Below are 22,845 nucleotides of genomic sequence, written 5' to 3' on the forward strand. Positions count from 1 at the left end.
GCTAACACGAAGTATAACACCGTAAGATGTTTGTACCGCCTCGAGTTTCCATTCTTTTAAATTTCCGTTCTATTTCCCGCTATTCAATAAATTCCCGTTTCAATTTCCGTGCTCAATCTCCGTATACAATCACCATTTTCAGCTCCTTGTTTCCATTTCTTTTTCTACTGCCATTCAGACCGGATGAATTGCCCCTTTTTAATCCCTTTCTGCTTTTCGTATGCACCCACACGCACATGATCTTACCCGTTTTAATTGTCCCGCATGAAGGCGGACCACACCGGCAATTCCGCGCGTTTTTTGAACCCGCAACCTTACTTTCCCGATTCACCGCTAACCACCTCACCATTTTGCTTATCTCCCATCTTAGGCGTACCAAGATCTGCATCGGCGGCCATTTTGCGTTCGCGCATGTGGTTTTCCACGCCGCGTTTATTCGAAACCCGCTATAACCTTATCGTTATCCGGGCTATTAACCAGCCAAGATGGGTTGCATGAGATAGAGAAGCTGTTCAAATCGAAGGAGGACAAACTATGAAACGTTTACGCAAAACCATCCAATCCGCCGCGATCGGCGCCATCGCGATCCAAAGCTTGGTTATGGGAGGGGCCGCATTCGGGGCCGAAATCGTCGCATCGCCGCTGCAGGTCAAGGAGTTCCGGTATCTCGACAAAGAGCTGGACCGAATCTCGCTGGTGAAGACGGGCGATCCCGACGGGACGCGCGACGGCCATCTGAGCCTGCTGTTCGATGCCGGCGAAGGCATCGAAATCAAGTCGATCGTCATGAAGACTGCGGACGGCAAGGGCACCGATACCGGTCACGGCATCTGGACGACGTGGAAGGAGCCGAACGACATCGGCAAATATTTGCTAGCCGTGGAACAGGACGGTAAGACGCTCAACAGCACATTCAAGGAATCGCTTGGCCAATTCAAAGGCATCAATCAATTCGAGCTGTACGCCTCGGACAACAACAGCATGAAGGACGGCGAATATTACTACCTGGAGATTACGACGAGCTCGGGCGTCGTCAAGTCGGACATCACGCCGTTCACCGATGCTGCTTCGTCGTACGCGCCGGTCATCATCCGCGAGTTCAGCGGGAGCGGCCTGACGGAGGACCAAATCTCGATCGCCAAGTTCGGCGAGGACGGGAGCGAGGACGGCACCTTTAAGCTGAAGCTGGCGTTCGCTCAGAAGACGAAAGTGCTCTCCGTCATTCTTCGCGCGACGGATAAGGACGGCAAGGAAGCCCCGGGTATTTGGCGTACGAACCGGGCTGGTGTAGGCTGGCTGCTCGGGCTGAAGCAGGGGGACAAGATCGTCAATCCGGAATTCAACAAAGACGTGACGACGCCGGTAGGTTCGTTCCGGGGGACGGTCGATTTCACGCTGTACGCCAACAACAACGGTTCGATCAAGAACGGCCAATTCTATGTCATCGAGGTAGAGACCCAATTCGGCACGGTCATCTCCAAGCCGGTCGAATTCGGAAACAAGGATTCCGTTCACCTCGACAATACCGTGTTTCCGTTCAAGACGATCTCGCTCAAGCTGAACCAAACCGTGGCGTCCGTGGACGAGAAGAACGTCAAGCTTGACGTCGCCCCATTCTCGCTGGATGGCCGCACGATGGTGCCGCTGCGCTTCATCGGCGAAGCGTTCGGCGCGAAGGTGGATTGGGATAAGAAGGCGAACCGAATTACCATCGCGAAGGACGGCAGCACGATTCAGCTTGTTATCGATCAGAAGGAAGCCGAAGTTAACGGCGAGAAGGTGATGCTCGATTCGCCGGCCATCACGCGCAACAATGTCACGCTCGTGCCTGTTCGTTTCGTCAGCGAATCGTTGAAGATGAAAGTGTTCTTCGACGAAGGCGAAATTTTCGTCACGGACGCGCAGGAACAGTAGGCAATAGCGTAGCGCTAGCAGCAGCCGATACCAAACCACATTGCAGTTCTAACAAGGGTTCTCTTGACGCCACCATAGGCTGGCGACGGGGGGACCCTTGTCTGCGCGCGGCCTCGGTTACTTTTTGGTGGTCGCAGTTCACTTCCGAACAGCTCGCCTCTAGGCGCGCGACGCTCGATCACACATCAGCAGTCAAGTCGGGTGCTGCTCCATGCTTGCCATCTGCAAATGACGAACGCTATCAATATTTTACACCGGGATTGTTCAATTTTCTGGGTGTGGTTCATGGCTTAAGCTCTCTACAATAGGCTTTGACAGCGCTTACGGGAGAAGTAAGACGAACGAAGGAGGGAAAGGCGAAGATCAATCAAGCGCAGTCATCGGTTGCGATTATTGGAATGAGGAGGCTGGTTAGTGTGTCTAGTTTAAGGTGGAAGGCGAGAAGAATCCTCGCGCTGCTGCTGAGCGCGGCGATGCTGTTCTCGGTCGTCTTCACGATCAACGTGAAGAACTCCGAAGCGGCGGTGGCAAGCAACTTTAAGGCGGCCGTTATGGGACCGCTGTCGCAAGTGACGGATTGGAATGCATTCAAGTCCCAGCTGCAGACGCTCAAGAACAACAACGTGTACGCGATCACGCAGGACGTGTGGTGGGGATTGGTGGAAGGGGCGGGCGACAACCAATTCGACTGGAGCTATTATAAGCAGTATGCCAGCGTCGTCAAGGAGGTCGGTCTGAAGTGGATTCCGATCATCTCGACGCACAAATGCGGCGACAACGTCGGCGACGCATGCTTCGTCGAGATCCCTTCCTGGATCTGGAGCAAAGGAACCGCAGACGAGATGAAGGTGAAGAGCGAGACCGGTTACGTGAACAGCGAGGCGGTATCGCCGCTATGGAGCGGCGTTGGCCAGCAGTACAAGGAGCTGTACAGCGCATTCGCGGCTGCCTTCTCGGAGTACAAGTCGATTATTCCGAAAATCTACTTGAGCGGCGGGCCGTCCGGCGAGCTCCGCTTCCCGTCCTACTATCCGCCGGCTGGCTGGAGCTACCCGTCACGCGGAAAATTCCAGGTGTATTCGGAGAGCGCGAAGCAAGCGTTCCGCACGGCGATGAAGACGAAATACGGCTCGCTCAGCGGCATTAACGCCGCATGGGGAACAAGCCTGACCAACGAGAGCCAGATCAACCCGCCGTCGGACGGCGACGGCTTCTATACGAGCGGCGGCTACAACTCGGCTTACGGCAAGGACTTCCTGTCTTGGTACCAGGGCGTACTGGAGAATCACCTTGGCGTCATCGCGCAAGCCGCGCACGAGAGCTTCGATCCGGTGTTCAATGTGCCGATCGGGGCGAAGATCTCCGGCGTACATTGGCAGATGACGAACCCTACGATGCCGCACAGCGCGGAGCAGTCCGCGGGCTATTACGACTACAATCGGCTTATCCAGAAGTTCAAAGATACGAATATGGATCTAACGTTCACGTGCCTGGAGATGTACGATTCCGGCAGCGCGCCGAACTACAACATGCCTTCGACGCTCGTCGATCAAGTATCCGCAATCGCCAATAGCAAGGGCGTACGCCTGAACGGGGAGAACGCGCTGCCCGTCGGCGGATCGGGCGGGTTCTCCAAGATCGAGGAGAAGCTGACGAAATACGGGTATACCGGCTTCACGCTGCTGCGCATCAATAACGTGGTGAACAGCGATGGCTCGGCCACGGGCGAGATGGCGAATTTCAAGAACTACGTCGCCAAGTACTCCACGGCGGATGATAATACCGTCCCCAACTCGGTCACGGTCTACTACAAGAAAGGATTCGCCACGCCGTACATGCATTATCGTCCGGCAGGCGGCACATGGACGACCGCTCCGGGCGTCGCCATGGCGAATTCGGACGTCAGCGGCTATGCGGCGCTTACTGTTGATATCGGCTCCGCGACGCAGCTGGAAGCGGCCTTCAACAACGGCTCCGGCACATGGGACAGCAATGCGACGAAGAACTATCTCTTCGGCGTCGGCACGTTCACGTACACGCCGGGGGCGAACGGTGCGGCCGGCACGATCACATCGGGCAAACCATCCGGTGATGCGGGCACGGGCGCAAATACGGCGACGATCTATTACAAGAAAGGGTTCGCTACGCCTTATGCGCATTACCGGGTTGCAGGCGGCACATGGACGACGGCGCCTGGCGCGGCGATGGCGCAGTCTGACGTGACAGGCTACGCTTCGATTACGATTCCGCTCGGCAGCGCGGCGACGGTCGAAGTGGCGTTCAACAACGGCAGCGGCACGTGGGATAGCAATAACTCGCAGAACTATATCTTCCCGACAGGCACATCGACGTACACGCCGGGAACGAATGGCGCGGCCGGTACCATTACATCCGGGAAGCCGTCTGGAAATACGGGCACGGGCACGAATGCGGCAACGATCTATTACAAGAAGGGATTCGCCACGCCATACGCTCACTATCGGGTAGCTGGCGGCACATGGACGACGGCGCCGGGAACCGCGATGGCGGACTCCGACGTGAGCGGCTACGCGTCGATCACGATCGCGCTCGGCGGCGCGACATCGGTTGAAGTGGCCTTCAATAACGGCAGCGGCACGTGGGATAGCAACAATCAGCAGAACTATATCTTCCAGGCAGGCACGTCGACGTATACGCCGGGAACGAACGGCGCGGCGGGAACCATTACATCCGACAAGCCGTCCGTCGATCCAGGGACGGGCAATGGCGGCGGCGGAACACCTGTTGATCTGGCCGATTGGTCGACCAAGAGCATTTATTTCATCATGACCGACCGGTTCGTGAACGGCGACCCGAGCAATGACAACTATGGCGGATTCAATGCGAACAAATCGGACATGTCCAAATGGCACGGCGGCGATTTCCAGGGGATCATCAACAATTTGGACTATATCAAGAATATGGGCTTCAACGCGATCTGGATCACCCCTGTCCAAATGCAGCGAAGCGAGAACGCGTACCACGGCTATCATACGTATGATTTCTACGCGATCGATGGCCACCTCGGCACAATGGCCAAATTCCAGGAGCTGGTGAGTACGGCGCATAACAAAGGGATCGCCGTCATGCTGGATGTCGTCTTGAATCACACCGGCGATTTCAATAATAGCGGCTATGCGAAGGCGCCATTCAACAACGCGGACTGGTATCACCATAACGGCGACATCACGGGCGCGGATTACAATTCGAACAATCAATGGAAGATCGAGAACGGCGACGTGGCGGGCTTGGACGATTTGAACCAAGAGAATCCGGCCGTCATGAGCGAGCTGAAGAATTGGATCGGCTGGTTGAAGCGGGAATCCGGCGTGGACGGCTTGCGCGTGGATACGGCGAAGCATGTGCCGAAGTGGGCGCTGAGGGAATTCGACGCCGCGGCCAATACGTTCACGATTGGCGAAGTGTTCAGCGGGGACGCTGGTTATGTCGGCGGTTACAGCAATTATTTGGACGCGGTACTCGACTTCCCGATGTATTACACGATGAAAGACGTCTTCGGCAGTGATGCCTCTATGACGCTCATTCGCGACCGTTACGCGCAGGATGTCAACTACCGGGATACGAAGGTTAACGGTCTGTTCCTCGATAACCACGACGTGAAGCGGTTCTTGAATACGGCGACCGGCAATCCGTCCAACCGCAGCGACAAATGGCCGCAGCTGAAGGCGGCGCTGGGCTTCATGTTCACCTCGCGCGGCATTCCGATTGTGTATCAAGGCACGGAGCTGGGCTATTCCGGCGGCGATGATCCGAACAATCGCGAAGACGTGGTGCCGAACGCGAACCACGAGCTGTACAAATACATCGCCAAGCTGAATGGCGTGCGCAACGGCCATCCGGCGCTGCAGAACGGGACGCAGAAGGAGAAGGCGGCGGATAGCGCGTTCTACGCATTCCAGCGTTCGAAGGAAGGCGACGAGGCCGTCGTGCTGATCAACAATTCCTGGAGCAGCCAGACGAAGACGATCGGCAATCTGGAGAACTTGGCGAGCGGGACGCAGCTGCGGAATCAGCTGGGCTCGGACACGCTGACGGTCAACAACGGCTCGATCACCGCGACGCTCGGACCGAAAGAAATCAAGGTGTTCACCAAATAATTCGCTGCATGCGCTTTCAAGGCGCGAGGCTGTCTCCAGGAAGGCGGGGACAGCCTTTTTTTGGTTGGCTAGCGCATGTCGGCGCGGGAACCTATGCGGGAGGCAATGCTGTCAGGTTAAGGAAAAACGACCGGCGAAGCCATGCATGGCCTATAGTTGACAGGCTTATGTATTAGGAGTGACTTCAACCTCAACTGAAGCTTTGTCCGCAAGGACAAAAGCGTACCAGCTCGAAGTAACCCGCCGACCGCGAACAAACGAGCCAGCACGAAATGGGGAGTCCAGAGGGCGAAGTCTGAGCGTTTTCCAACGGAAAGCGCACTTCGGAAGCATATGCTTGGTTCCCCTCGGCGGAGGGGGAAGGGGGAGGGAACTTCCCCTCGATACAAAAAAACAGTCCCGCCACATTCATGACGGAACTGCTTTTCTATTTGGCGTCTTTGATTAAGCCGCTTGGGTCGTTTGCTTTTCCTTGCTTTTGCCGCCGGAGAGGAACCAGCCCGAGACCGCGATCACGATAAGCACGGCGTAGAAGGTAAGCTTCCAGGCTGTCGACTCGGCGAAATCATGCGGAATGACGTGGACCGAAGGATGCGCCAGCGTATGAACGGCAAGCTTGACGCCGACCCAGCCGACGATGCAGAATGCCGCGACCTCGAGCGCCGGACGGCTCTCCAGCAATTTCACGAACAACGTGGCGGCGAAGCGCATGATGACCAAGCCGATGAAGCCGCCAAGGAAGATAACGATGAAGTGTCCGCCGTCCATGCCGCCGATATTCGGCAAGCTTGTCGTCGGCAGCGCTACCGCCAGCGCGACGGCAGCCAGAATCGAGTCGATCGCGAACGCGATATCGGCGATTTCGACCTTGAGCACGGTCATCCAGAAGCCGCTCGGCTTGCGCTCTTTGTTCTCGCGCTTGGCCGCATCGTCTTCGCCTTTCTTCACAATCACTTTACGTAAAATATGATTGAGCGCGATGAACAACAGGTATAACGCGCCGATTGCCTGCACTTGCCAGACGTCCACGAGGAACGAGATGGCGAACAACGATGCGAAACGGAAGACGAACGCGCCGGCAAGACCGTAGAACAACGCTCGCTTGCGCTCCTGCTCCGGCAAATGCTTCACCATGATCGCCAGCACGAGCGCATTGTCGGCGGCAAGAAGACCCTCCAGCGCAATCAATACCAGCAATACCCAACCATACTCCAGCAACAATCCGAGTTCCATGTGGGATCCTCCTTAGAATAATGTAAAGTCTGACTCCAGCTTTCTTGCACAAAAGAAAAGAGACCTCTGCCTTGGAAAAGGCAAAGGTCTCGCTAACAGTGCCGGCGACCCGGCAGTGCCAATAAAGCCGGAGGCGCTACATGCAGCGCGCTCGTAATGACGACGTTATTGTACCAGCTACTCCCCTTTGGAGCGGTTCTTCCTATGCAATTGCGTAAAGTCTCTTATAGACAGGTGATACGGGGGACAACCGGCTTGGTTTCGCGAGTCGGAAAAAATTTTTGTGGCGGGCCGTAGCAATTCCATCTCGGCGATCCAGGTGAACGACGCGTCCGGCGGCGAGAGCCAAGCGGCCATCACGTCCCGATATCGGCTGGATACGGAAGTGTTCGAGCGCACGAGCGGCACGGATGTCAGCAGCACGAACGTCTGGTGGAAGAACAACGCGACCGTGAATGCGAAGGGACTTGCGGCGAGCGCCGCGGATTTCGTCAGTCTGACGCCGTCGCTGACACGGAACGCGGACGGATCGCCGAATCTATGCAACTTCCTGAAGCTTGCGGATACGAGCGATTTGAAAGGGGCGGGAACGCCAAGCGGAATGAATATCGGGGCAAGGTAAGGCGCTCCAGACGTCGATCGGGGCAGCGATCGAGGTCCTCTAGCACGAGATTTGACAGCCGACGCGTGACCGAGCACCGCGTGCCGGGAAGCGCACGGTACGGAATATGGTATTCCGCGCGAAGCAGCCCTATTAGGCCGGACGGACCCGTCGATATGGCTGCTTCGCGTGCTGCTGCGAAACGCCCGGCGTAGGTGAATTGGATGCTGGCCCAAAGTGTTCCTGGCCTGGGTTATCGTCCTGATAACAACGATGCTCGCCTCCATGGCTTTGCCGTGGACGGTGTGGTTCACTTTCTTCTGGGGACTTTCATACGACGCTTTAAGCTGCTGCACATGGACGAGGGAGTCCAATCAGTGGACCGTGGGGCACGCATCCTAAGACGAACTGTTAACTTTCCGCCCCCTGTTGACAGCGAGCATAGTCCTCTATATACTGTAACTAAAGTTATAACAGTAACTTATTTGATTACAGTTAATAGATGGAGGAATGATGGAGATGACACAGAAAGTTGGAGCGGATTTCCACGCCTTGATTTCGGAGCGGCAGTCGATTCGCAGTTATGATCCGAGCGTATCGATATCGGAGGAAGAGCTGAAGGAGCTGCTACGCGAAGCGACGCTGGCGCCGTCCTCTTCGAACTTGCAGCCATGGCGTTTCGTTGTGGTGACGGATCCGGCGGTCAAGGCGGAGTTATTACCGATCGCCAACAACCAGCAGCAAGTGGTCGACGCGGCTGCGACGGTTATTCTGCTCGGCGACACCGAAGCTTATAAGCGCGCGGATCGTATTTACGACTTGTCCGTCGAAGCGGGGATGCCTAAGGAAGCCCGCGATGCCTATGTACCTCGGATGAAGGAATACTACCGGACGATGTCCCCGGAGACGGCGCGCAGCGTGGCGTTGATCGATGGCGGCCTGGTCGCGATGCAGCTGATGCTGGCGGCCAAGGCGAGAGGCTACGATACCGTGCCGATGGGCGGCTTCTCGCATGAGAAGCTGATCGAGCACTTCCAGATTCCGGCGCATCTGATTCCGGTCATGCTCATCTCGATCGGCAAAGCCGCGGGTCAAGGCTATCCGAAAGCGCGTCTTCCGATCGAAGAAGTGACATCCTGGAACAAACTGGACCAATAATAACAAATAGCTCTCCCTGAACGGGGGATGCCGGTAAGACCCCCTTGTCTGGGCAAGACGAGGGGGTCTTTGTCTGCTGCGGCGTTACTTGCAGCGTTCAGCAGATTAGGCGAACATATGGGCGCGAGACAGGGATAAGCCTACCGCTTAAATACTTTTACGAAATTTTTAGGATGCCTTTGAAGGAAATGGCCTGGCGTGCATGGTAATGTAATAGTTAGACATCTACGGAAAAGGTGGTTATGACCTTGCAAATTACCGATATCAGACTCCGATCCACGAATAACGACGGCCGTATGAAAGCTATTGCGTCCATTACCTTCGACGGCGAATTCGTCGTCCACGACATCCGCGTCATCGAGATGGAGGGCCGGCTGTTCGTAGCCATGCCAAGCAAGCGTACGCCGGATGGTCAATTCCGCGATATCGCGCATCCGATTACGCCAGCCGCGCGGGAGAAGATCCAAGCGGCCGTACTGGCCGAATACGAGCGGTCGGGCAGCTTGGCCGAACAGCAAGGCGAAGAGATCGCCTAACCAATCGCCTAACCGGCGGAAGCGTCTTACTCGGCGGCATGATCGGAACCTGTATCCTCCCAATAAAGCAATCGGAAAGAGCCGCTGCGGACGCAGCGGCTCTTTCGTCTTCCCCGCGGCATGACCTCGCATCGCGCGCCGCAAGGACACTTACCTCATTCCTTCCCGAGCTTATCCATCCAGGCCGTCATGGCGTCCGCCACGGCATCGACTTGCGCTTCGGGCGTGATATCCGCCTCGTTATCCCCTCTTTGCATGCCATACATGCCGAATTGACCGTGGTTGGCGCCTTCGATCGCGACATATGTCGTATCCGCCGGCAGGTTGGATTTGGCGTCCGTCCAGCTGCCTTGATTCATGACGCCGTCTCGGGTGCCCGTGATTTGCAGCGCGGAGAGCGACGATCCGCTCAGACTGCCGCCGTCGTCCGCGTAAGAGGCCAGGAAATAGACGCCTTCGATCGCGTCTTGGTGCTTGGCGGCATAGCGTGCCGCGAATACGCCGCCTAACGAATGACCGCCGATGACATAGCGGTCCTCGGGACGGTTCGCGATGATGCCATACGCCCGGTTCGCGCCGAACATGGCGAGATTAAGCGGCATCGAGAAAATATAGACGCGGTGGCCGCGCTCCGCAATTGCTCTGGCGAGCGGAGCGTAGCCTGCCGGCTCGACCAAGCCGCCGGGGTAGAAGATGACCGCTGGCTGCCGCGCTTCGCCCGAAGCGGGTTCGAAGTAGTACCCGTCCGGCTGAATAACGGCCATTACGCCGCCTACGCTTTGAAGCGCGGCAACTGCGTCTTCCTGGGGCTCGTATGTCAGCTGGTCCAGCGCGATGAAGGCGCCGGCGACGAGCAAGATGACAATCACGGCTGTCCAGTAGAGCGCTTTGCGCCATCTGCGGCGCGCTGGTTTGTCTTTCACCCGAGTCAAGGCGTTCGTTGAATCATTCGCTGAATCTTTCGTTGGATCGCTCATAGCAGAACCATCTCCTTGCGACTTCGTTGTCGGTCATAAAATATTATACCCTAAGGTTAGTTTATTTGATCGTGAACGTTGCATGAACCGCCTGAATTCGAACCTCGACGCTTTTGTATATGAAAACTCCTCTAATAAATCGTGTTCCGATTTGTAGCAAGAGACTTTATAATAGGGGTCACTTTCCGCGCATAAGGGGGTATTTATGCCAAAATCACTGCAGTACGTCAGGCATCCGCTCGGGCCTAAGTCGCTGCGCCGAACGCTAGTCGTCTATTTAATGATCGCCTGCATGCTGCCGCTCGTGCTTGTCGGCATCGTGACGTACACCTCGATATACGACATGTTGACGAACAAGATTAAGAGCGGGATCAGCGCCAGTTTGAAGCAGGAAGCCGGCGCGCTCGAGAATTTGATCAGCAACTTGGACTTCGCCTCGAAGCAGTTCGCGCTCGACGATCAATTGGCTGGCGAAGTCTCCGCTTTTCTTCAGGAGACCCAAGTGTACAAGAAATCCGAAATCATGACCCGAATTAGCCAGAAGATGAATCTGGTGAACTTCACGAACCCTTATCTGGGATTGACCGCCTATGTCATGCCCGAAGCGGAGGACCCGATTCTGTTCGCGAATTTGAGCGTCACGCCCGAATTCGACCTCGCTTCGTTCCGGTCGTTCGCGAAATACAACGGCGCCAGCTACAACGGACCTCACCGAACCATGTACAACTATGGGGCGAACATCGTGTTCTCCTCCTTGCGTCCCGTACGCATCGAGGGCGATCGCAAAATCTATGTGTATTTGGAATCGAACTACAATTTGTTTCGCAAAATTTTGAATCCGGAATCCTACGGCGTCGAGGTATCGCATCTGCTGATTAACGAGCAGGGCGAAGTAGCGTATGTCGAGAACGATGAAGCGCCGATCCCGACGAGTCAGCCAAGCTGGCGGGATGCCTCCATGCTGCACGAGGAATACAAGGGCTACCACATGTTCCGCTATAAAAGCGAGCAGGGTTGGGAGCTCATCACCGCCGTGCAAAAATCGACGTTCAACAGCGAGCTGCGGCTTTGGTTCACGAAGATGGTGCTGCTCGCGTTCGCGATGCTGGTATTCGCCGGCTTAATCGCGATGCTGATCTGGCGGAAGGTGTATCGTCCGCTGCGGAAAGTGAACGCCGAGATCGTCCGCATGGCGGAGAACCGAATGGCACCTGTCGCATTCACTCGCATCGAGGAGTTCGATCTGCTGCTCGTGAACTTCCAGGAGATGAAGACGAAGGTGAACGATCTGATCGATGCCGCCGAACGGAACGAGCAGCAGCGCAGCCAGCTCGAGATCGAGAAGCTGCTCAGCCAGATCAATCCGCATTTCCTGCACAATACGCTCAATTCGGTGCAATGGCTGGCTCGGATGAACGGACAGAAGGAGATCGACAAGCTGGTGACGCTGCTCGTGAAGGTGCTGCATTATAACCTGGGCAAGCAAAGCCTCATCGTGACGCTGCGGGAGGAACTGGAAGCGCTTCATCATTACATGGAGCTGCAGCGGGTCCGGTATGATTATGAGTTCGATTTCATTGTCGAGACAGACGAGACGCTGCTGGACGCGGCGATCCCGCGGTTCCTGCTTCAGCCGCTAGTGGAGAACGCGATCTATCACGGCGGCAGCGAGCAGACCGGCCGCGTCGCCGTGACGATCCGCGGGATTGGCCGGGATCGCATGGAGGTTGTCGTTCGCGACAACGGAAGCGGCATGACGGAGGAGGAGACGAAGCGTCTGCTGAAGGACGATCCGAAGGAAGCCAGGCGCGGGCTTGGTATCGGTCTGTCCTATGTAAGCCGGCTGCTGGAACGCTATTACGGCGGTGATGCGACGCTTACGATCAAGAGCCGGCCTGGCGCCGGGACGCAGGTGATCATCGCGCTGCCCGCAAGAGGAAAGGAGCATCTGGAATGATAAGAGCCATCGTCGTGGACGACGAGAAGCTGGTGCGCAAAGGGTTTATATCGATGATCGAATGGGCGCGTTACGGGATCGTCATCGCAGGGGAGGCGGCGGATGCCAAGTCTGCGCTCGCGCTGCTGGACGCCATGCCGGTGGACCTCATGTTCACCGATATTACGATGCCAGGTCAGTCGGGCTTCGAACTGATCAAGCAGGCGCGGCGGCAATATCCCCGGATGCAAGCCGTCGTGCTCACGTGCCATCATGAATTCGATTACGTGCAAGAGGCGCTGCGGCTCGGAGCGATCGACTATATCGTCAAAACGTTGTTCGAGCTGGACAATACCGACGAGGTGATGAATCGGATCGTGGAGCGTTACCGGTGGGAGCTGAACAGCCGAAAGACGGAGGACGCCATGGAGAGCGGGAGCTGGGAGGCGGATTCCGCCGTCGTGTTCGTACCGGCCGCGGAAGCGGACGTCGCGGAGCTGTATCGGCTGCCGCTGATCCAGCGCGCCTCGCGCCTTGTACAGGCGGGGCAGAACTGGCTCGTCCCCCTGCATGAACCGATTCCGAGATCGGAATGGCGCCAGGAGGCGGACAAGCTGCAGGGCTGGAAGGCGGCCTTCGTGATCGGGCTGTCCGAAAGATCCCAGCCTGAGATCGAGACGGCGCTTGCGCGCGGCGTCGAGACAGCGCTGTTCTATGCCCAGAGCGCATCCCATGCCCTTCCGACGTTTGCCTTCGATACGTTGGCGGGCGTGAAGACGAGGTCCGCAGAGGTGACGGTCCGATTGGGCGAACAGCTGACATGGACGCTGTCCACGCGCGAATTCCGGACGCTCGCGGATCGGATCGAAGCGGAGCGTCCATCGCCCGCAAGGCTGGCCGCGGATGCGGAGGAGCTGTGCCACTCTTGGCAGACATTGCTTCTGACTCCGGATGAAGCGAGGGAGCTCGCCGCGCAGATCCTGCAATGCCGGTCGTGGGCGGATTGGCAGCCATGGCTGCGCCGCTTCGCCGATTGCGCGCAGCGCCGTATGGTCGAGCTCTCGCTGTCCAAGGAAGTCATGCAATGCTTGATCGGCGCCGTGCAGCTGATGCGGTCGGAGGCCGGAAGCCGGATTAACCAGCACGAGGTCGCCGCACGCGTCGGCATGAGCCGAAGCTATTTCAGCCAATGTTTCGCCCGGTTCGCGCGAGAGTCCTTCGGAGAGGTGCTGCGCGGCATGCGTCTCGAGCAGGCGAAGAAGCTGCTGCTCGAGACGGATGAGCCGATCTATTCAGTCGCCTCGCTCGCCGGATTCGATGATGACAAGTATTTTAGCCGGCTGTTCCGCGATCGGGTCGGGATGCTGCCGACCGAGTTTCGGGCAAGCGGTGGGAAAACGGTTTAGCAGAAGGGGAATTTTGTTGACGGTTTCCATACTGTCAAGAGGCAGCGGCAGTCGATTTTCTCTCTCGGGCGAAGCTGCCGATCCCCTACAATGAAAGCGTAAACAAACGCGATGAACATCGAAACGGGGGATAGCATGAAACCGAAATTATGGCTGGTAACCTCGATGGCGCTCGTAATGGCGCTCAGCGCCTGCTCGAACGGGGGAAGCAATAACGAGCCTGCGAACGAAGGCGGCAATAATGGCAAGGCGGCGAACAATTCATCCGCGACCAGTGAAGGGAACGCGGAAGCTGGGGCCAAATCCAGTGACGAGCTCGCCTACGAGAAAGTAACGGAGCCGATTACCGTCAATATTGGATTCCGGGCGCCAGACGACAAGCTGCCCGAAGGCGAATCCAATGACAACAACATTATTTCGCGCTATTTGGAGAGCATCACCGGCATTAAAGTCGTTCATACATGGGAAGCCAAGGGCGAGGATCCATTCAAGCAGAAGGTTAATCTCGCGATCGCGAGCAACGATCTGCCGGACGCGCTCGTCGTCGACCGCAACCAGCTGCGCAAGCTGATCGACAACGGCATGCTGGAGGATCTGACGGAAGAATACGAGAAGTACGGCTCCCAACTGGTCAAGGATATGTACGATTCTACGAAAGGGCTCGCGCTGGCCGACGCCACCGTGGACGACAAGCTGTATGGCTTGCCTAACGTCGCAATCGAGGCCGACGCGCCGTCGCTGCTGTGGATTCGTCAGGATTGGCTCGACAAGCTGAAGCTGCCCGCGCCGAAGACGATCGCGGATTTGGAGAAGATCGCGGACGCGTTCGCCAATCAAGATCCGGATGGCAATGGCAAGAAGGATACGGTCGGCTTGACCGGCGACAAAATGGTCGTCTACGGCCAGAAGCCGAACCCGAACGGCTTCGATACGATCTTCAGCGCGTTCCGCGCCTTCCCTAAGAATTGGATTAAGGACGCCTCGGGCAATGTCGTGTACGGTTCCGTCCAACCGGAGAACAAGGAAGCGCTCGCGCTGCTCGCGGACTGGTATAAGCGGGGGCTGATCGACCCGCAGTTCGCGTTGTACAAGGAGACGCAGGAGCCAATCGTCGCCAACAAGACCGGTTTGTTCTTCGGCCCGTGGTGGATGCCGTACTGGCCGCTGGCCGACTCCGTCGCCAACGACACGAAAGCGGATTGGCGGGCGTATGCCGCTCCAGCGGACGAGAGCGGTAAATTCGTGACTCATATGGCGCCGGTGACCGACCGCTATTTGGTCGTGCGCAAAGGCTATGAGCATCCGGAGGCGGTCGTGAAGCTGCTGAACGCCTTCACCCGCCTGGAGCGCAGGCAGGACCCGAACGCGGCCGAAGTAAAGAAGCTCGACGATTTCGCGGCGGAGACGGGCGTGCACGTGCGCAACTTCTATCCGTTCGACCTGCTGCTCGATTACTCCGACGCGGTCGTCCAGCGCTATGAGAACGTGCAGAAGGCGTTGAAGGGCGAGCTCGACCCGAATTCATTCGACCCGGATACGAAGCTTGTCTATGACTATACGGTCGCGGAGAAGGAGAATCCGAAGAAGAACATGGATGCGTGGAAGGCGGCCAAAGCCTACGAGCTTGGCGGCGGCGTTCTGTTCGGCACGGACATGGAGAAGGTATACAGCGTCTTCTACGGCATGACCCGCACGATGGAGATGAAGTGGACGACGCTGGAGAAGCTCGAGAACGAGACGTTCCTCAAAATTATCGTCGGCGATCTGCCGGTGTCCGCCTTCGACGATTTCGCGGCGCAATGGCAGAAGCTCGGCGGAGACCAGATCACGAAGGAAGTCGCCGACATCGTAAACGGCAAATAAGGCGGTGTCACGTATGTATTCTCGCAAAAACGCGCTTCATTATCATGCGATGGTGCTCCCCGGCATCCTGCTGCTGCTCTTGTTCAGCGTCGTGCCGATCGGGTTTGCCGTCATCGCGTTCCAGAATTTCAAGCCGGGCCGGGGTATCTCCGGCTCGGAATGGATCGGACTTGAGAACTTTCATTACTTGTTCCAGCTGCCGGACAGCCGGCTTATTTTCTTCAACACGATCTTCCTGGCGGTGCTCAAAATCGCCGCGAACCTGATCGTGCCGCTTATCTTCGCGCTGCTGCTCAACGAGGTGCGAGTCCGGTTCTTGCGCAAGTCGATCCAGACGATCGTCTATTTGCCCCACTTCATCTCGTGGGTGCTGCTGGCCACGATATTCTTCGACGTCTTCTCGCTGGAGGGTATCGTGAATCAGGCGCTCGGGTTGTTCGGCGTCGATCCGGTTCTGTTCTATGCGAGCAACCGGTGGTTCCCGGCGATCATCGTCGCCACGGACGTGTGGAAGGAGTTCGGGTTCAACGCCATCGTCTATCTGGCCGCGCTGACCGGGATCAATCCCGCGCTGTACGAAGCGGCCGGCATTGACGGCGCCTCGCGCTTCCGGCAGCTGTGGCACGTGACGCTGCCCGGCGTGAAGACGACCGTCATTCTGCTGGCGACGCTGGCGCTCGGCAACGTCATGAATGCGAATTTCGACCAAATCTTCAACATGTATAACCCGCTTGTGTACCAATCGTCCGACATTATCGACACGTACGTGTACCGGGTCGGTCTGAATGATCTACAGTACAGTCTAGGCACGGCCGTCGGCCTCCTGAAATCGGTCGTCAGCTTCATTCTCGTCGTGCTCTCGTACGTGCTGGCCAGCCGATTCGCGGGCTACCGGATTTTCTAATGAACGATGCAAAGAGGTGACTTCTTGTGGTAGGCCAAAACAGCGTCCGAAACCGGATCATCGACGGCGCGATCCTGGCGGTCCTCTTCCTCATCACGATCGCTTGCTTGATCCCGCTGCTCCATACGGTCGCGGTGTCGTTCAGCGACAAGACGGCGGCCGATGCGGGCCGCGTATTCCTGACGCCGATCAAAGCGACGACGGCCAGCTACGCGAAGGTGCTGGATGACGGGCAATTTTTCCGGGCGTTCCTGATCTCGGTGCAGCGCGTGCTGCTGGGCGGCTTGCTGAACTTCGTGCTGACCGTCATGATGGCGTTCGCGCTGTCGAAGGATGCCAGGCAGTTCCCGATGCGCAACGTCTACATGTGGTTCCTTGTCTTCACGATGCTGTTCAGCGGCGGTATCGTCCCTTGGTTCATGACGATCAAATATTACGGCCTGCTCGATTCGATCTGGGCGCTCGTGCTGCCCCATGCCGTGCAGGTGTTCAACGTCATCTTGCTCATGAACTTCTTCCGCAACTTGCCCAAGGAGCTGAACGAAGCGGCCGAGATGGATGGGGCGGGACCGTGGTATGTCATGATCAGGCTGTACATTCCGCTGTCGCTGCCGTCGATCGCGACGGTAACGCTGTTCAGCATCGTGTTCCATTGGAATTCGTTCTTCGATGGACTCGTGCTCATGAGCAAGCAGGACCATTACCCGCTGCAAACGTATATCCAGACGCTCGTCGCTCAGATCAGCGCCCAGGCGATGACGAGCATGTCGCCGGAGCAGCTGGCCGAGGCGATGGCCGTGTCCAACCGGACGTTCAACGCGGCGAAAATCATCGTCTCGATGATTCCGATCCTGCTCATCTATCCGTTCATTCAGCGCTTCTTCATTCACGGTATTACGCTTGGCTCCGTGAAAGAGTAGGGGCGCGCGGCATTCGGATAATCATAGATTTCCATCTGCGAAGGGCAGTCGGCCGATTAGGCCGACTGCCCTTTTTGCGCTGCGCTTCGAACGAAGGCGGCGCATCTGCCGATTCACTCGAGCAGCGTCGAGACACGCTTCTCATCGTCAGCTTGCCGCTGCGCCTCGCTCAGCTCCTCCTTGAATTTCTCCTTGATCTGCGCCTTGTCGCCATACACGAAGAGCACATCCCCTTCCGCCAGCGTTTCCTGCCGGACGCTTGTTCGCAGATGAACTTGTCCGCGCTTAATATAGAGCAGGTTGACGTCTTCCTCTTCGCCGAATACGTCGCGGGCTTGACGGCCGATATGGCCGGAATGCTCGTGGAGAGAGACTGCGGCGAACAGATCGTTGTCGCGGACATAGAGCACTTCTTGGATGGGCAGCTCGTGCAGTTGGAAGTCCTGCTGCAGATGTTTCTCGAACAGGGGGGAGGCCTTAGCATGGAACCGGCGGTGCTTCACAATGAAGCAGACGAGCAGCAGCGACGCGGTCGCGATCAGCAGTTGGGGGATGCGGAAATCGTCGGCCAGTATGTTCGTGATGGACGAGATCACGACCGCCAAGGAGAAGGCGCCGAACAGAATCAGCGCAATGCCGATTTTGCGCCGGATCGGGTGGCGGAGGATGAGCTCGGATTCCTTGGTCGTGAATCCCGTTCCGGTCAGCATCGAGATGACCTGGAAGCGGGAGATGTCCCGCTTCAGACCGGTGACGATGAGCAGCTCGCTCGAGATTTCGACGACAAGGGTCATGATGACGAAATAGATAAAGATAAAGACGAGTCCGGACATGCGAATCACCTCGGAGGTTCAGGTAGGGCGTCACGCAGGGGAGGAACAAATGGACGGCACCCGCGTTGCTCGTTAATAAACGCAAATCCGCGTGGACGAAGCAGCGATTCGCCCCTGAAATAAATATGAACTCGTGGCGAGAGCTAACCGGAGACAATCCGGTTAGCTCTTTTCGTTTCGCTAAGATCGATGGCCGGAGTCATCCGGTCGGCGCTCTTTTCCGTTTCCTGCCGTAACGCGCGATGCCGACGTCTCACGTTCATTTTTTATAAAAATCCGTAGATTTATTGCAAAGACTCCGGCTGGCCCAATCTCCTAAGATTAATCTATCGCTTCATCACCAATCGAAAGGGGATAACGAACAAGATGAGAAAAGCGCTTACGCTCATCATGATGACGATGCTCGTCGTCGTGCTCGCGGCTTGCGGAGGCGGCAACGGCGGAGCCAATAATACGGGCAACGCCGGTAACACGGGAGGCAATGCGGCGGCGGAAGGAAACGCAACCGAAAGCGGAGGAGGCGGCGGCAAGGGCAAAGTCGGGATCGCGATGCCGACCAAGTCGTCCGAACGCTGGGTCGCCGACGGCGACAACATGAAGAAGGAGTTCGAGACGCTCGGCTACGAGGTCGACCTGCAGTACGCGGAGGATGTCATCGAGAATCAAGTGTCGCAAATCGAGAACATGATCACCAAAGGCGCGAAGGTGCTCGTCATCGCTTCGATCGACGGCGAATCGCTGACCGACGTGCTGCAGAAGGCGGCCGATCAAGACATTAAAGTCATCGCCTACGACCGGCTGATCAAGAACACCGAGCATGTCAGCTACTACGCGACGTTCGACAACTTCAAGGTCGGCGTGCTTCAAGCCTCCTACTTGGAAGATAAGCTGGGGCTCAAGGATGGCAAAGGGCCGTTCAACATCGAGCTGTTCGCGGGCTCGCCGGACGACAACAACGCGTACTTCTTCTTCGATGGCGCGATGTCTGTACTGAAGCCCTATATCGACAATGGCAAGCTCGTCGTCAAGAGCAAGCAGACGAGCATGGAGCAGGTCGCGACGCTCCGCTGGGACGGCGCCACCGCCCAATCCCGGATGGACAATCTGCTGAGCGCGAATTATGCGGACGACGTCGTTCACGCGGTGCTGTCGCCTTATGACGGTATCAGCATCGGGATCATCTCTTCGCTTAAAGGCGTTGGCTACGGATCCGGCGACAAGCCGATGCCGATCATTAGCGGCCAAGACGCGGAGCTGGCTTCGATCAAATCGATCATTGCCGGCGAGCAGACGTCGACCGTGTTCAAGGATACGCGCGAGCTGGCCAAGGTCGCGGTGAAGATGGCCGAGGCGGTCATCGAAGGCAAGGAAGCGGAAGTGAACGATACGAAGACGTACGACAACGGCGTGAAGGTCGTGCCGTCCTTCCTGCTGGAGCCGGTATCGGTGGACAAAGAGAACTACAAGCAAGTTCTTGTCGATTCGGGCTACTACACGGAAGATGAATTGAAATAATTGAATTAATGGCAGGACGCGGTTAGAGAGGATGCGTTTCTTGCGGGTGCCGCCATGGATGCCCGCGAGATCCGTCCTTCATATTTCGAGGGGCTGGTGACGGCTACGATGAACGTACTATTGGAAATGCGCAACATCACCAAAACCTTCCCCGGCGTGAAGGCGCTCGGGAATGTCAATTTGAAGGTCAAAGAAGGCGAAATCCATGCGCTTATGGGCGAGAACGGCGCCGGCAAATCGACGCTCATGAAGGTGCTCTCCGGCGTCTATCCGCACGGATCCTACGAAGGCGATATTTTGTTTAATGGAACGGTGTGCGAATTCCGTTCGATCCGGCACAGCGAGGAGCTCGGAATCGTCATCATTCACCAGGAGCTTGCGCTCATTCCGCAGCTGTCCATTGCAGAAAATATCTTCCTCGGCAACGAGCAGGCGAAGCGAGGCGTCATCGATTGGAATGAAACGACGGTCCGGACGCTGGAGCTGCTCAAGAAGGTGGGCCTAAGCGAGAATCCGAATACGGAAGCCGGCTCGATCGGCGTCGGCAAGCAGCAGCTCGTCGAGATCGCCAAGGCGCTGTCCAAGAAGGTCAAGCTGCTCATCCTGGATGAGCCGACGGCCGCTTTGAATGAGGAAGACAGCGAGAATCTGCTGCGGCTGATGCTCGCGTTCAAGGAGCAAGGCATCACCTCGATCATCATTTCGCACAAGCTCAACGAGATCATGAAGGTGGCGGATTCCATCACGATTCTGCGCGACGGCCATACGATCGAGACGCTGGACGTGCGAGCCGATCGCATTACCGAGGAGCGGATTATCCGCGGCATGGTCGGCCGAGACCTGACGCACCGTTATCCGGAACGCGAGCCGAAGATCGGGGGGACGCTGTTCGAAGCGAAGCATTGGACGGTCTATCATCCGTCGCAGGGCGATCGCAAGGTCGTCGATGATGTCAGCTTCGAGGTCAAGCGGGGCGAGATCGTCGGCATCGCCGGCCTCATGGGGGCGGGCAGAACGGAGCTTGCGATGAGCATCTTCGGCCGAGCGTACGGGAAGCGGATCAGCGGGCAGCTGTTCAAGGAAGGTCAGGAGCTGAAGCTGAACGACATCAGCCAAGCGATCGAGGCCGGCATCGCTTACGTGACCGAGGACCGCAAGGAGTACGGCCTGATTCTCATGGATGACATCAAACGGAATACGACGCTGGCCAATCTGAAGCATATCTCCAAATGGTTCGTCGTCGACGATAACCGCGAAGTGGTCGAGGCCGAAGGGTTCCGCGGCCGCATGAAGATCAAGACGCCGAGCATTCATCAGAAGACGGGCAACCTGAGCGGCGGCAATCAGCAGAAGGTCGTGCTCAGCAAATGGATATTCACCGGTCCGGATCTGCTGATTCTCGACGAGCCGACGCGCGGCATCGACGTCGGGGCGAAATTCGAAATTTATACCATCATCAATGAGCTCGCCGATCAAGGCAAAGGCATCCTGATGATCTCCTCCGAGCTACCCGAGCTGCTCGGCATGTGCGATCGCATCTACGTGATGAACGAAGGACGTCTCACCGGCGTCGTGCCGCGAAGGGAAGCGAGCCAAGAGGTCTTGATGAAATACATGACAAGCAGGGGGTAGGACGGCATGGCAACCGCGCTTCGCGCCATTCGCGGCAATGTTCGGCAGTACGGCATGATTATTGCCCTTATTTTCATTATGCTGCTGTTCCAGTTTCTATCGGACGGCATATTGCTCAAGCCGCTTAACATTACGAACTTGATTCTCCAGAATAGCTACATTCTTATTCTAGCAATCGGCATGCTGCTCGTGATCATTACCGGCCATATCGACCTGTCCGTCGGTTCGGTCGCGGCGTTCGTGGGCGCCATGTCGGCCATCATGATGGTCAATCATCAGATGCCGTTCCCGATCGCGATGGCGCTGTCGCTGCTGATCGGCGCGGCGGTCGGCGCTTGGCAGGGCTTCTGGGTCGCCTATGTGCGCATTCCTTCCTTTATCGTGACGCTGGCGGGGATGCTGCTGTTCAGAGGACTTACGATGCTCGTGCTGGACGGGAAGTCCGTCGCGCCGTTCTCCGACGGCTTCCGTTCGATGAGCACCGGCTTCATCCCGAACCTGCCGGGGCAGTGGAGCCTCCATATGGTCACGTTGATCGCCGGCATCGTACTGTCCATGCTGTATATCTTCATGGAATGGCGGGCGAGACTCATCCAGAAGCGTTACCGATTCGAGTTGCTGCCAATCCCGCTCTATATGGCCAAGCTGATCGCCATCGTGCTGGTGATCAATCTGTTCACCTATGTTCTCGCGTCGTATAAAGGGCTGCCGAACATTCTCATTCTGCTGCTTGCGCTCGTCGCGGTCTACACGTTCGTCATGCGCAAAACGATTATGGGGCGTCATATTTATGCGCTGGGCGGCAACGAGAAGGCGGCGAAGCTGTCGGGCGTGAAGACAAAGAAGGTAACGTTCTGGGTATTCGTCAACATGGGCGTCATGGCGGCGCTCGCCGGGCTCGTATTCGCAGCGCGTCTGAATGCCGCCACCCCGAAGGCTGGGGTCAACTTCGAACTGGATGCGATCGCGGCGGCGTTCATCGGCGGCGCATCGGCCAGCGGAGGCGTCGGCACGGTCATCGGCGCGATCATCGGCGGCCTTGTGATGGGCGTCATGAATAACGGCATGTCGCTCATCGGGCTCGGCATCGATTATCAACAGGGGATTAAAGGACTCGTGCTGCTGCTGGCGGTCGCCTTCGATTTGTATAACAAAAACAAAGCCTCATGAAGTTAGGTGAAAAACGACCGTAGGTCAAGTAGTGTTCACGGGACTTCTTGAGAATTCCACGCCATAGGAAAGGCGCGGCTAAGGCGCAAGCATGCGCGAAAGCCGCGTTTT

Annotated in this window: 15 protein-coding genes and 1 pseudogene; 13 read left to right on the top strand and 3 right to left on the bottom strand. The window is 57.1% G+C overall.

Annotated features, from left to right (window positions below):
- The first annotated feature begins 534 nt into the window (after nucleotides 1-534).
- Entirely contained in the window at nucleotides 535-1,914 is a 1,380-nt protein-coding gene (locus ACFFSY_RS17290) for a copper amine oxidase N-terminal domain-containing protein (RefSeq protein ID WP_377496247.1), read from the top strand.
- A 473-nt stretch (nucleotides 1,915-2,387) separates the two neighbouring features.
- Nucleotides 2,388-6,050 carry a family 14 glycosylhydrolase gene (locus ACFFSY_RS17295; protein ID WP_377496295.1) on the top strand — a complete coding sequence of 1,221 codons (3,663 nt, stop codon included), beginning with the start codon at nucleotides 2,388-2,390 and terminating at the stop codon, nucleotides 6,048-6,050.
- A 444-nt stretch (nucleotides 6,051-6,494) separates the two neighbouring features.
- On the opposite strand, the gene ACFFSY_RS17300 is transcribed toward ACFFSY_RS17295, so the two are convergent.
- Complete coding sequence (locus tag ACFFSY_RS17300) at nucleotides 6,495-7,283, bottom strand: MeeY/MeeF family manganese export membrane protein (RefSeq protein ID WP_377496249.1); 789 nt, start codon at nucleotides 7,281-7,283, stop codon at nucleotides 6,495-6,497.
- A 391-nt stretch (nucleotides 7,284-7,674) separates the two neighbouring features.
- Here ACFFSY_RS17300 and ACFFSY_RS17305 point away from each other — a divergent pair.
- The 3 genes and pseudogenes from ACFFSY_RS17305 to spoVG form a co-directional block, all read left to right on the top strand.
- A pseudogene (locus ACFFSY_RS17305) lies at nucleotides 7,675-7,905 on the top strand (right-handed parallel beta-helix repeat-containing protein); the annotation flags it as partial.
- A 492-nt stretch (nucleotides 7,906-8,397) separates the two neighbouring features.
- Entirely contained in the window at nucleotides 8,398-9,042 is a 645-nt protein-coding gene (locus tag ACFFSY_RS17310; RefSeq protein ID WP_377496297.1) for a nitroreductase family protein, read from the top strand.
- Nucleotides 9,043-9,290: 248 nt separating this feature from the next.
- A complete protein-coding gene (spoVG, locus tag ACFFSY_RS17315; RefSeq protein ID WP_377496251.1) occupies nucleotides 9,291-9,578 on the top strand; it encodes a septation regulator SpoVG in 288 nt (95 codons plus the stop codon).
- Nucleotides 9,579-9,733: 155 nt separating this feature from the next.
- Here the strand turns inward: spoVG and ACFFSY_RS17320 are convergent, their stop codons facing one another.
- Complete coding sequence (locus tag ACFFSY_RS17320; RefSeq protein WP_377496253.1) at nucleotides 9,734-10,555, bottom strand: alpha/beta hydrolase; 822 nt, start codon at nucleotides 10,553-10,555, stop codon at nucleotides 9,734-9,736.
- Nucleotides 10,556-10,760: 205 nt separating this feature from the next.
- Here ACFFSY_RS17320 and ACFFSY_RS17325 point away from each other — a divergent pair, with 205 nt between their 5' ends.
- The 5 genes from ACFFSY_RS17325 (at nucleotide 10,761) to ACFFSY_RS17345 (ending at nucleotide 17,584) form a co-directional block, all read left to right on the top strand.
- Nucleotides 10,761-12,512, top strand: coding sequence for a sensor histidine kinase (locus ACFFSY_RS17325; RefSeq protein WP_377496255.1), 1,752 nt, complete (start codon nucleotides 10,761-10,763; stop codon nucleotides 12,510-12,512).
- Entirely contained in the window at nucleotides 12,509-13,897 is a 1,389-nt protein-coding gene (locus ACFFSY_RS17330) for a response regulator transcription factor (RefSeq protein WP_377496257.1), read from the top strand. Before ACFFSY_RS17325 ends, ACFFSY_RS17330 begins: the two co-directional genes overlap by 4 nt.
- 135 nt (nucleotides 13,898-14,032) lie before the next feature.
- Nucleotides 14,033-15,760: an extracellular solute-binding protein gene (locus ACFFSY_RS17335; RefSeq protein WP_377496259.1), complete on the top strand. Its 1,728-nt coding sequence runs from the start codon at nucleotides 14,033-14,035 to the stop codon at nucleotides 15,758-15,760.
- A gap of 13 nt (nucleotides 15,761-15,773) precedes the next feature.
- Nucleotides 15,774-16,664, top strand: coding sequence for an ABC transporter permease (locus tag ACFFSY_RS17340; RefSeq protein ID WP_377496261.1), 891 nt, complete (start codon nucleotides 15,774-15,776; stop codon nucleotides 16,662-16,664).
- Between the two features lie 26 nt (nucleotides 16,665-16,690).
- Nucleotides 16,691-17,584, top strand: coding sequence for a carbohydrate ABC transporter permease (locus ACFFSY_RS17345; protein ID WP_377496263.1), 894 nt, complete (start codon nucleotides 16,691-16,693; stop codon nucleotides 17,582-17,584).
- Nucleotides 17,585-17,697: 113 nt separating this feature from the next.
- On the opposite strand, the gene ACFFSY_RS17350 is transcribed toward ACFFSY_RS17345, so the two are convergent.
- On the bottom strand, nucleotides 17,698-18,417 hold the full coding sequence (locus tag ACFFSY_RS17350; protein WP_377496265.1) for a hypothetical protein: 720 nt from the start codon (nucleotides 18,415-18,417) through the stop codon (nucleotides 17,698-17,700).
- 366 nt (nucleotides 18,418-18,783) lie between these two features.
- Between ACFFSY_RS17350 and chvE the strand changes: the two genes are divergently transcribed.
- The 3 genes from chvE to mmsB all read left to right on the top strand — a co-directional run bounded on the left by chvE (nucleotide 18,784) and on the right by mmsB (nucleotide 22,734).
- A complete protein-coding gene (chvE, locus tag ACFFSY_RS17355) occupies nucleotides 18,784-19,932 on the top strand; it encodes a multiple monosaccharide ABC transporter substrate-binding protein (protein WP_377496267.1) in 1,149 nt (382 codons plus the stop codon).
- A 108-nt stretch (nucleotides 19,933-20,040) separates the two neighbouring features.
- Nucleotides 20,041-21,564, top strand: a complete 1,524-nt coding sequence (gene mmsA / locus ACFFSY_RS17360) for a multiple monosaccharide ABC transporter ATP-binding protein (protein ID WP_377496269.1) — start codon at nucleotides 20,041-20,043, stop codon at nucleotides 21,562-21,564.
- Nucleotides 21,565-21,570: 6 nt separating this feature from the next.
- Complete coding sequence (gene mmsB, locus ACFFSY_RS17365; RefSeq protein ID WP_377496271.1) at nucleotides 21,571-22,734, top strand: multiple monosaccharide ABC transporter permease; 1,164 nt, start codon at nucleotides 21,571-21,573, stop codon at nucleotides 22,732-22,734.
- The last annotated feature ends 111 nt before the right edge of the window (nucleotides 22,735-22,845 follow it).

It is taken from the genome of Paenibacillus aurantiacus, from assembly GCF_042431225.1.
GTDB lineage: Bacteria > Bacillota > Bacilli > Paenibacillales > Paenibacillaceae > Paenibacillus_Z > Paenibacillus_Z aurantiacus.

Excerpts from the sequence above, each read along its gene's own strand:
- ACFFSY_RS17320 (WP_377496253.1), bottom strand. The coding sequence starts at position 10,555 with ATGAGCGATCCAACGAAAGATTCAGCGAATGATTCAACGAACGCCTTG.
- ACFFSY_RS17335 (WP_377496259.1), top strand. The coding sequence starts at position 14,033 with ATGAAACCGAAATTATGGCTGGTAACCTCGATGGCGCTCGTAATGGCG.
- chvE (WP_377496267.1), top strand. The coding sequence starts at position 18,784 with ATGAGAAAAGCGCTTACGCTCATCATGATGACGATGCTCGTCGTCGTG.
- ACFFSY_RS17295 (WP_377496295.1), top strand. The coding sequence starts at position 2,388 with ATGCTGTTCTCGGTCGTCTTCACGATCAACGTGAAGAACTCCGAAGCG.
- ACFFSY_RS17330 (WP_377496257.1), top strand. The coding sequence starts at position 12,509 with ATGATAAGAGCCATCGTCGTGGACGACGAGAAGCTGGTGCGCAAAGGG.
- mmsB (WP_377496271.1), top strand. The coding sequence starts at position 21,571 with ATGGCAACCGCGCTTCGCGCCATTCGCGGCAATGTTCGGCAGTACGGC.
- ACFFSY_RS17300 (WP_377496249.1), bottom strand. The coding sequence starts at position 7,283 with ATGGAACTCGGATTGTTGCTGGAGTATGGTTGGGTATTGCTGGTATTG.
- ACFFSY_RS17350 (WP_377496265.1), bottom strand. The coding sequence starts at position 18,417 with ATGTCCGGACTCGTCTTTATCTTTATCTATTTCGTCATCATGACCCTT.
- ACFFSY_RS17340 (WP_377496261.1), top strand. The coding sequence starts at position 15,774 with ATGTATTCTCGCAAAAACGCGCTTCATTATCATGCGATGGTGCTCCCC.
- ACFFSY_RS17325 (WP_377496255.1), top strand. The coding sequence starts at position 10,761 with ATGCCAAAATCACTGCAGTACGTCAGGCATCCGCTCGGGCCTAAGTCG.
- ACFFSY_RS17310 (WP_377496297.1), top strand. The coding sequence starts at position 8,398 with ATGGAGATGACACAGAAAGTTGGAGCGGATTTCCACGCCTTGATTTCG.
- ACFFSY_RS17290 (WP_377496247.1), top strand. The coding sequence starts at position 535 with ATGAAACGTTTACGCAAAACCATCCAATCCGCCGCGATCGGCGCCATC.
- mmsA (WP_377496269.1), top strand. The coding sequence starts at position 20,041 with ATGAACGTACTATTGGAAATGCGCAACATCACCAAAACCTTCCCCGGC.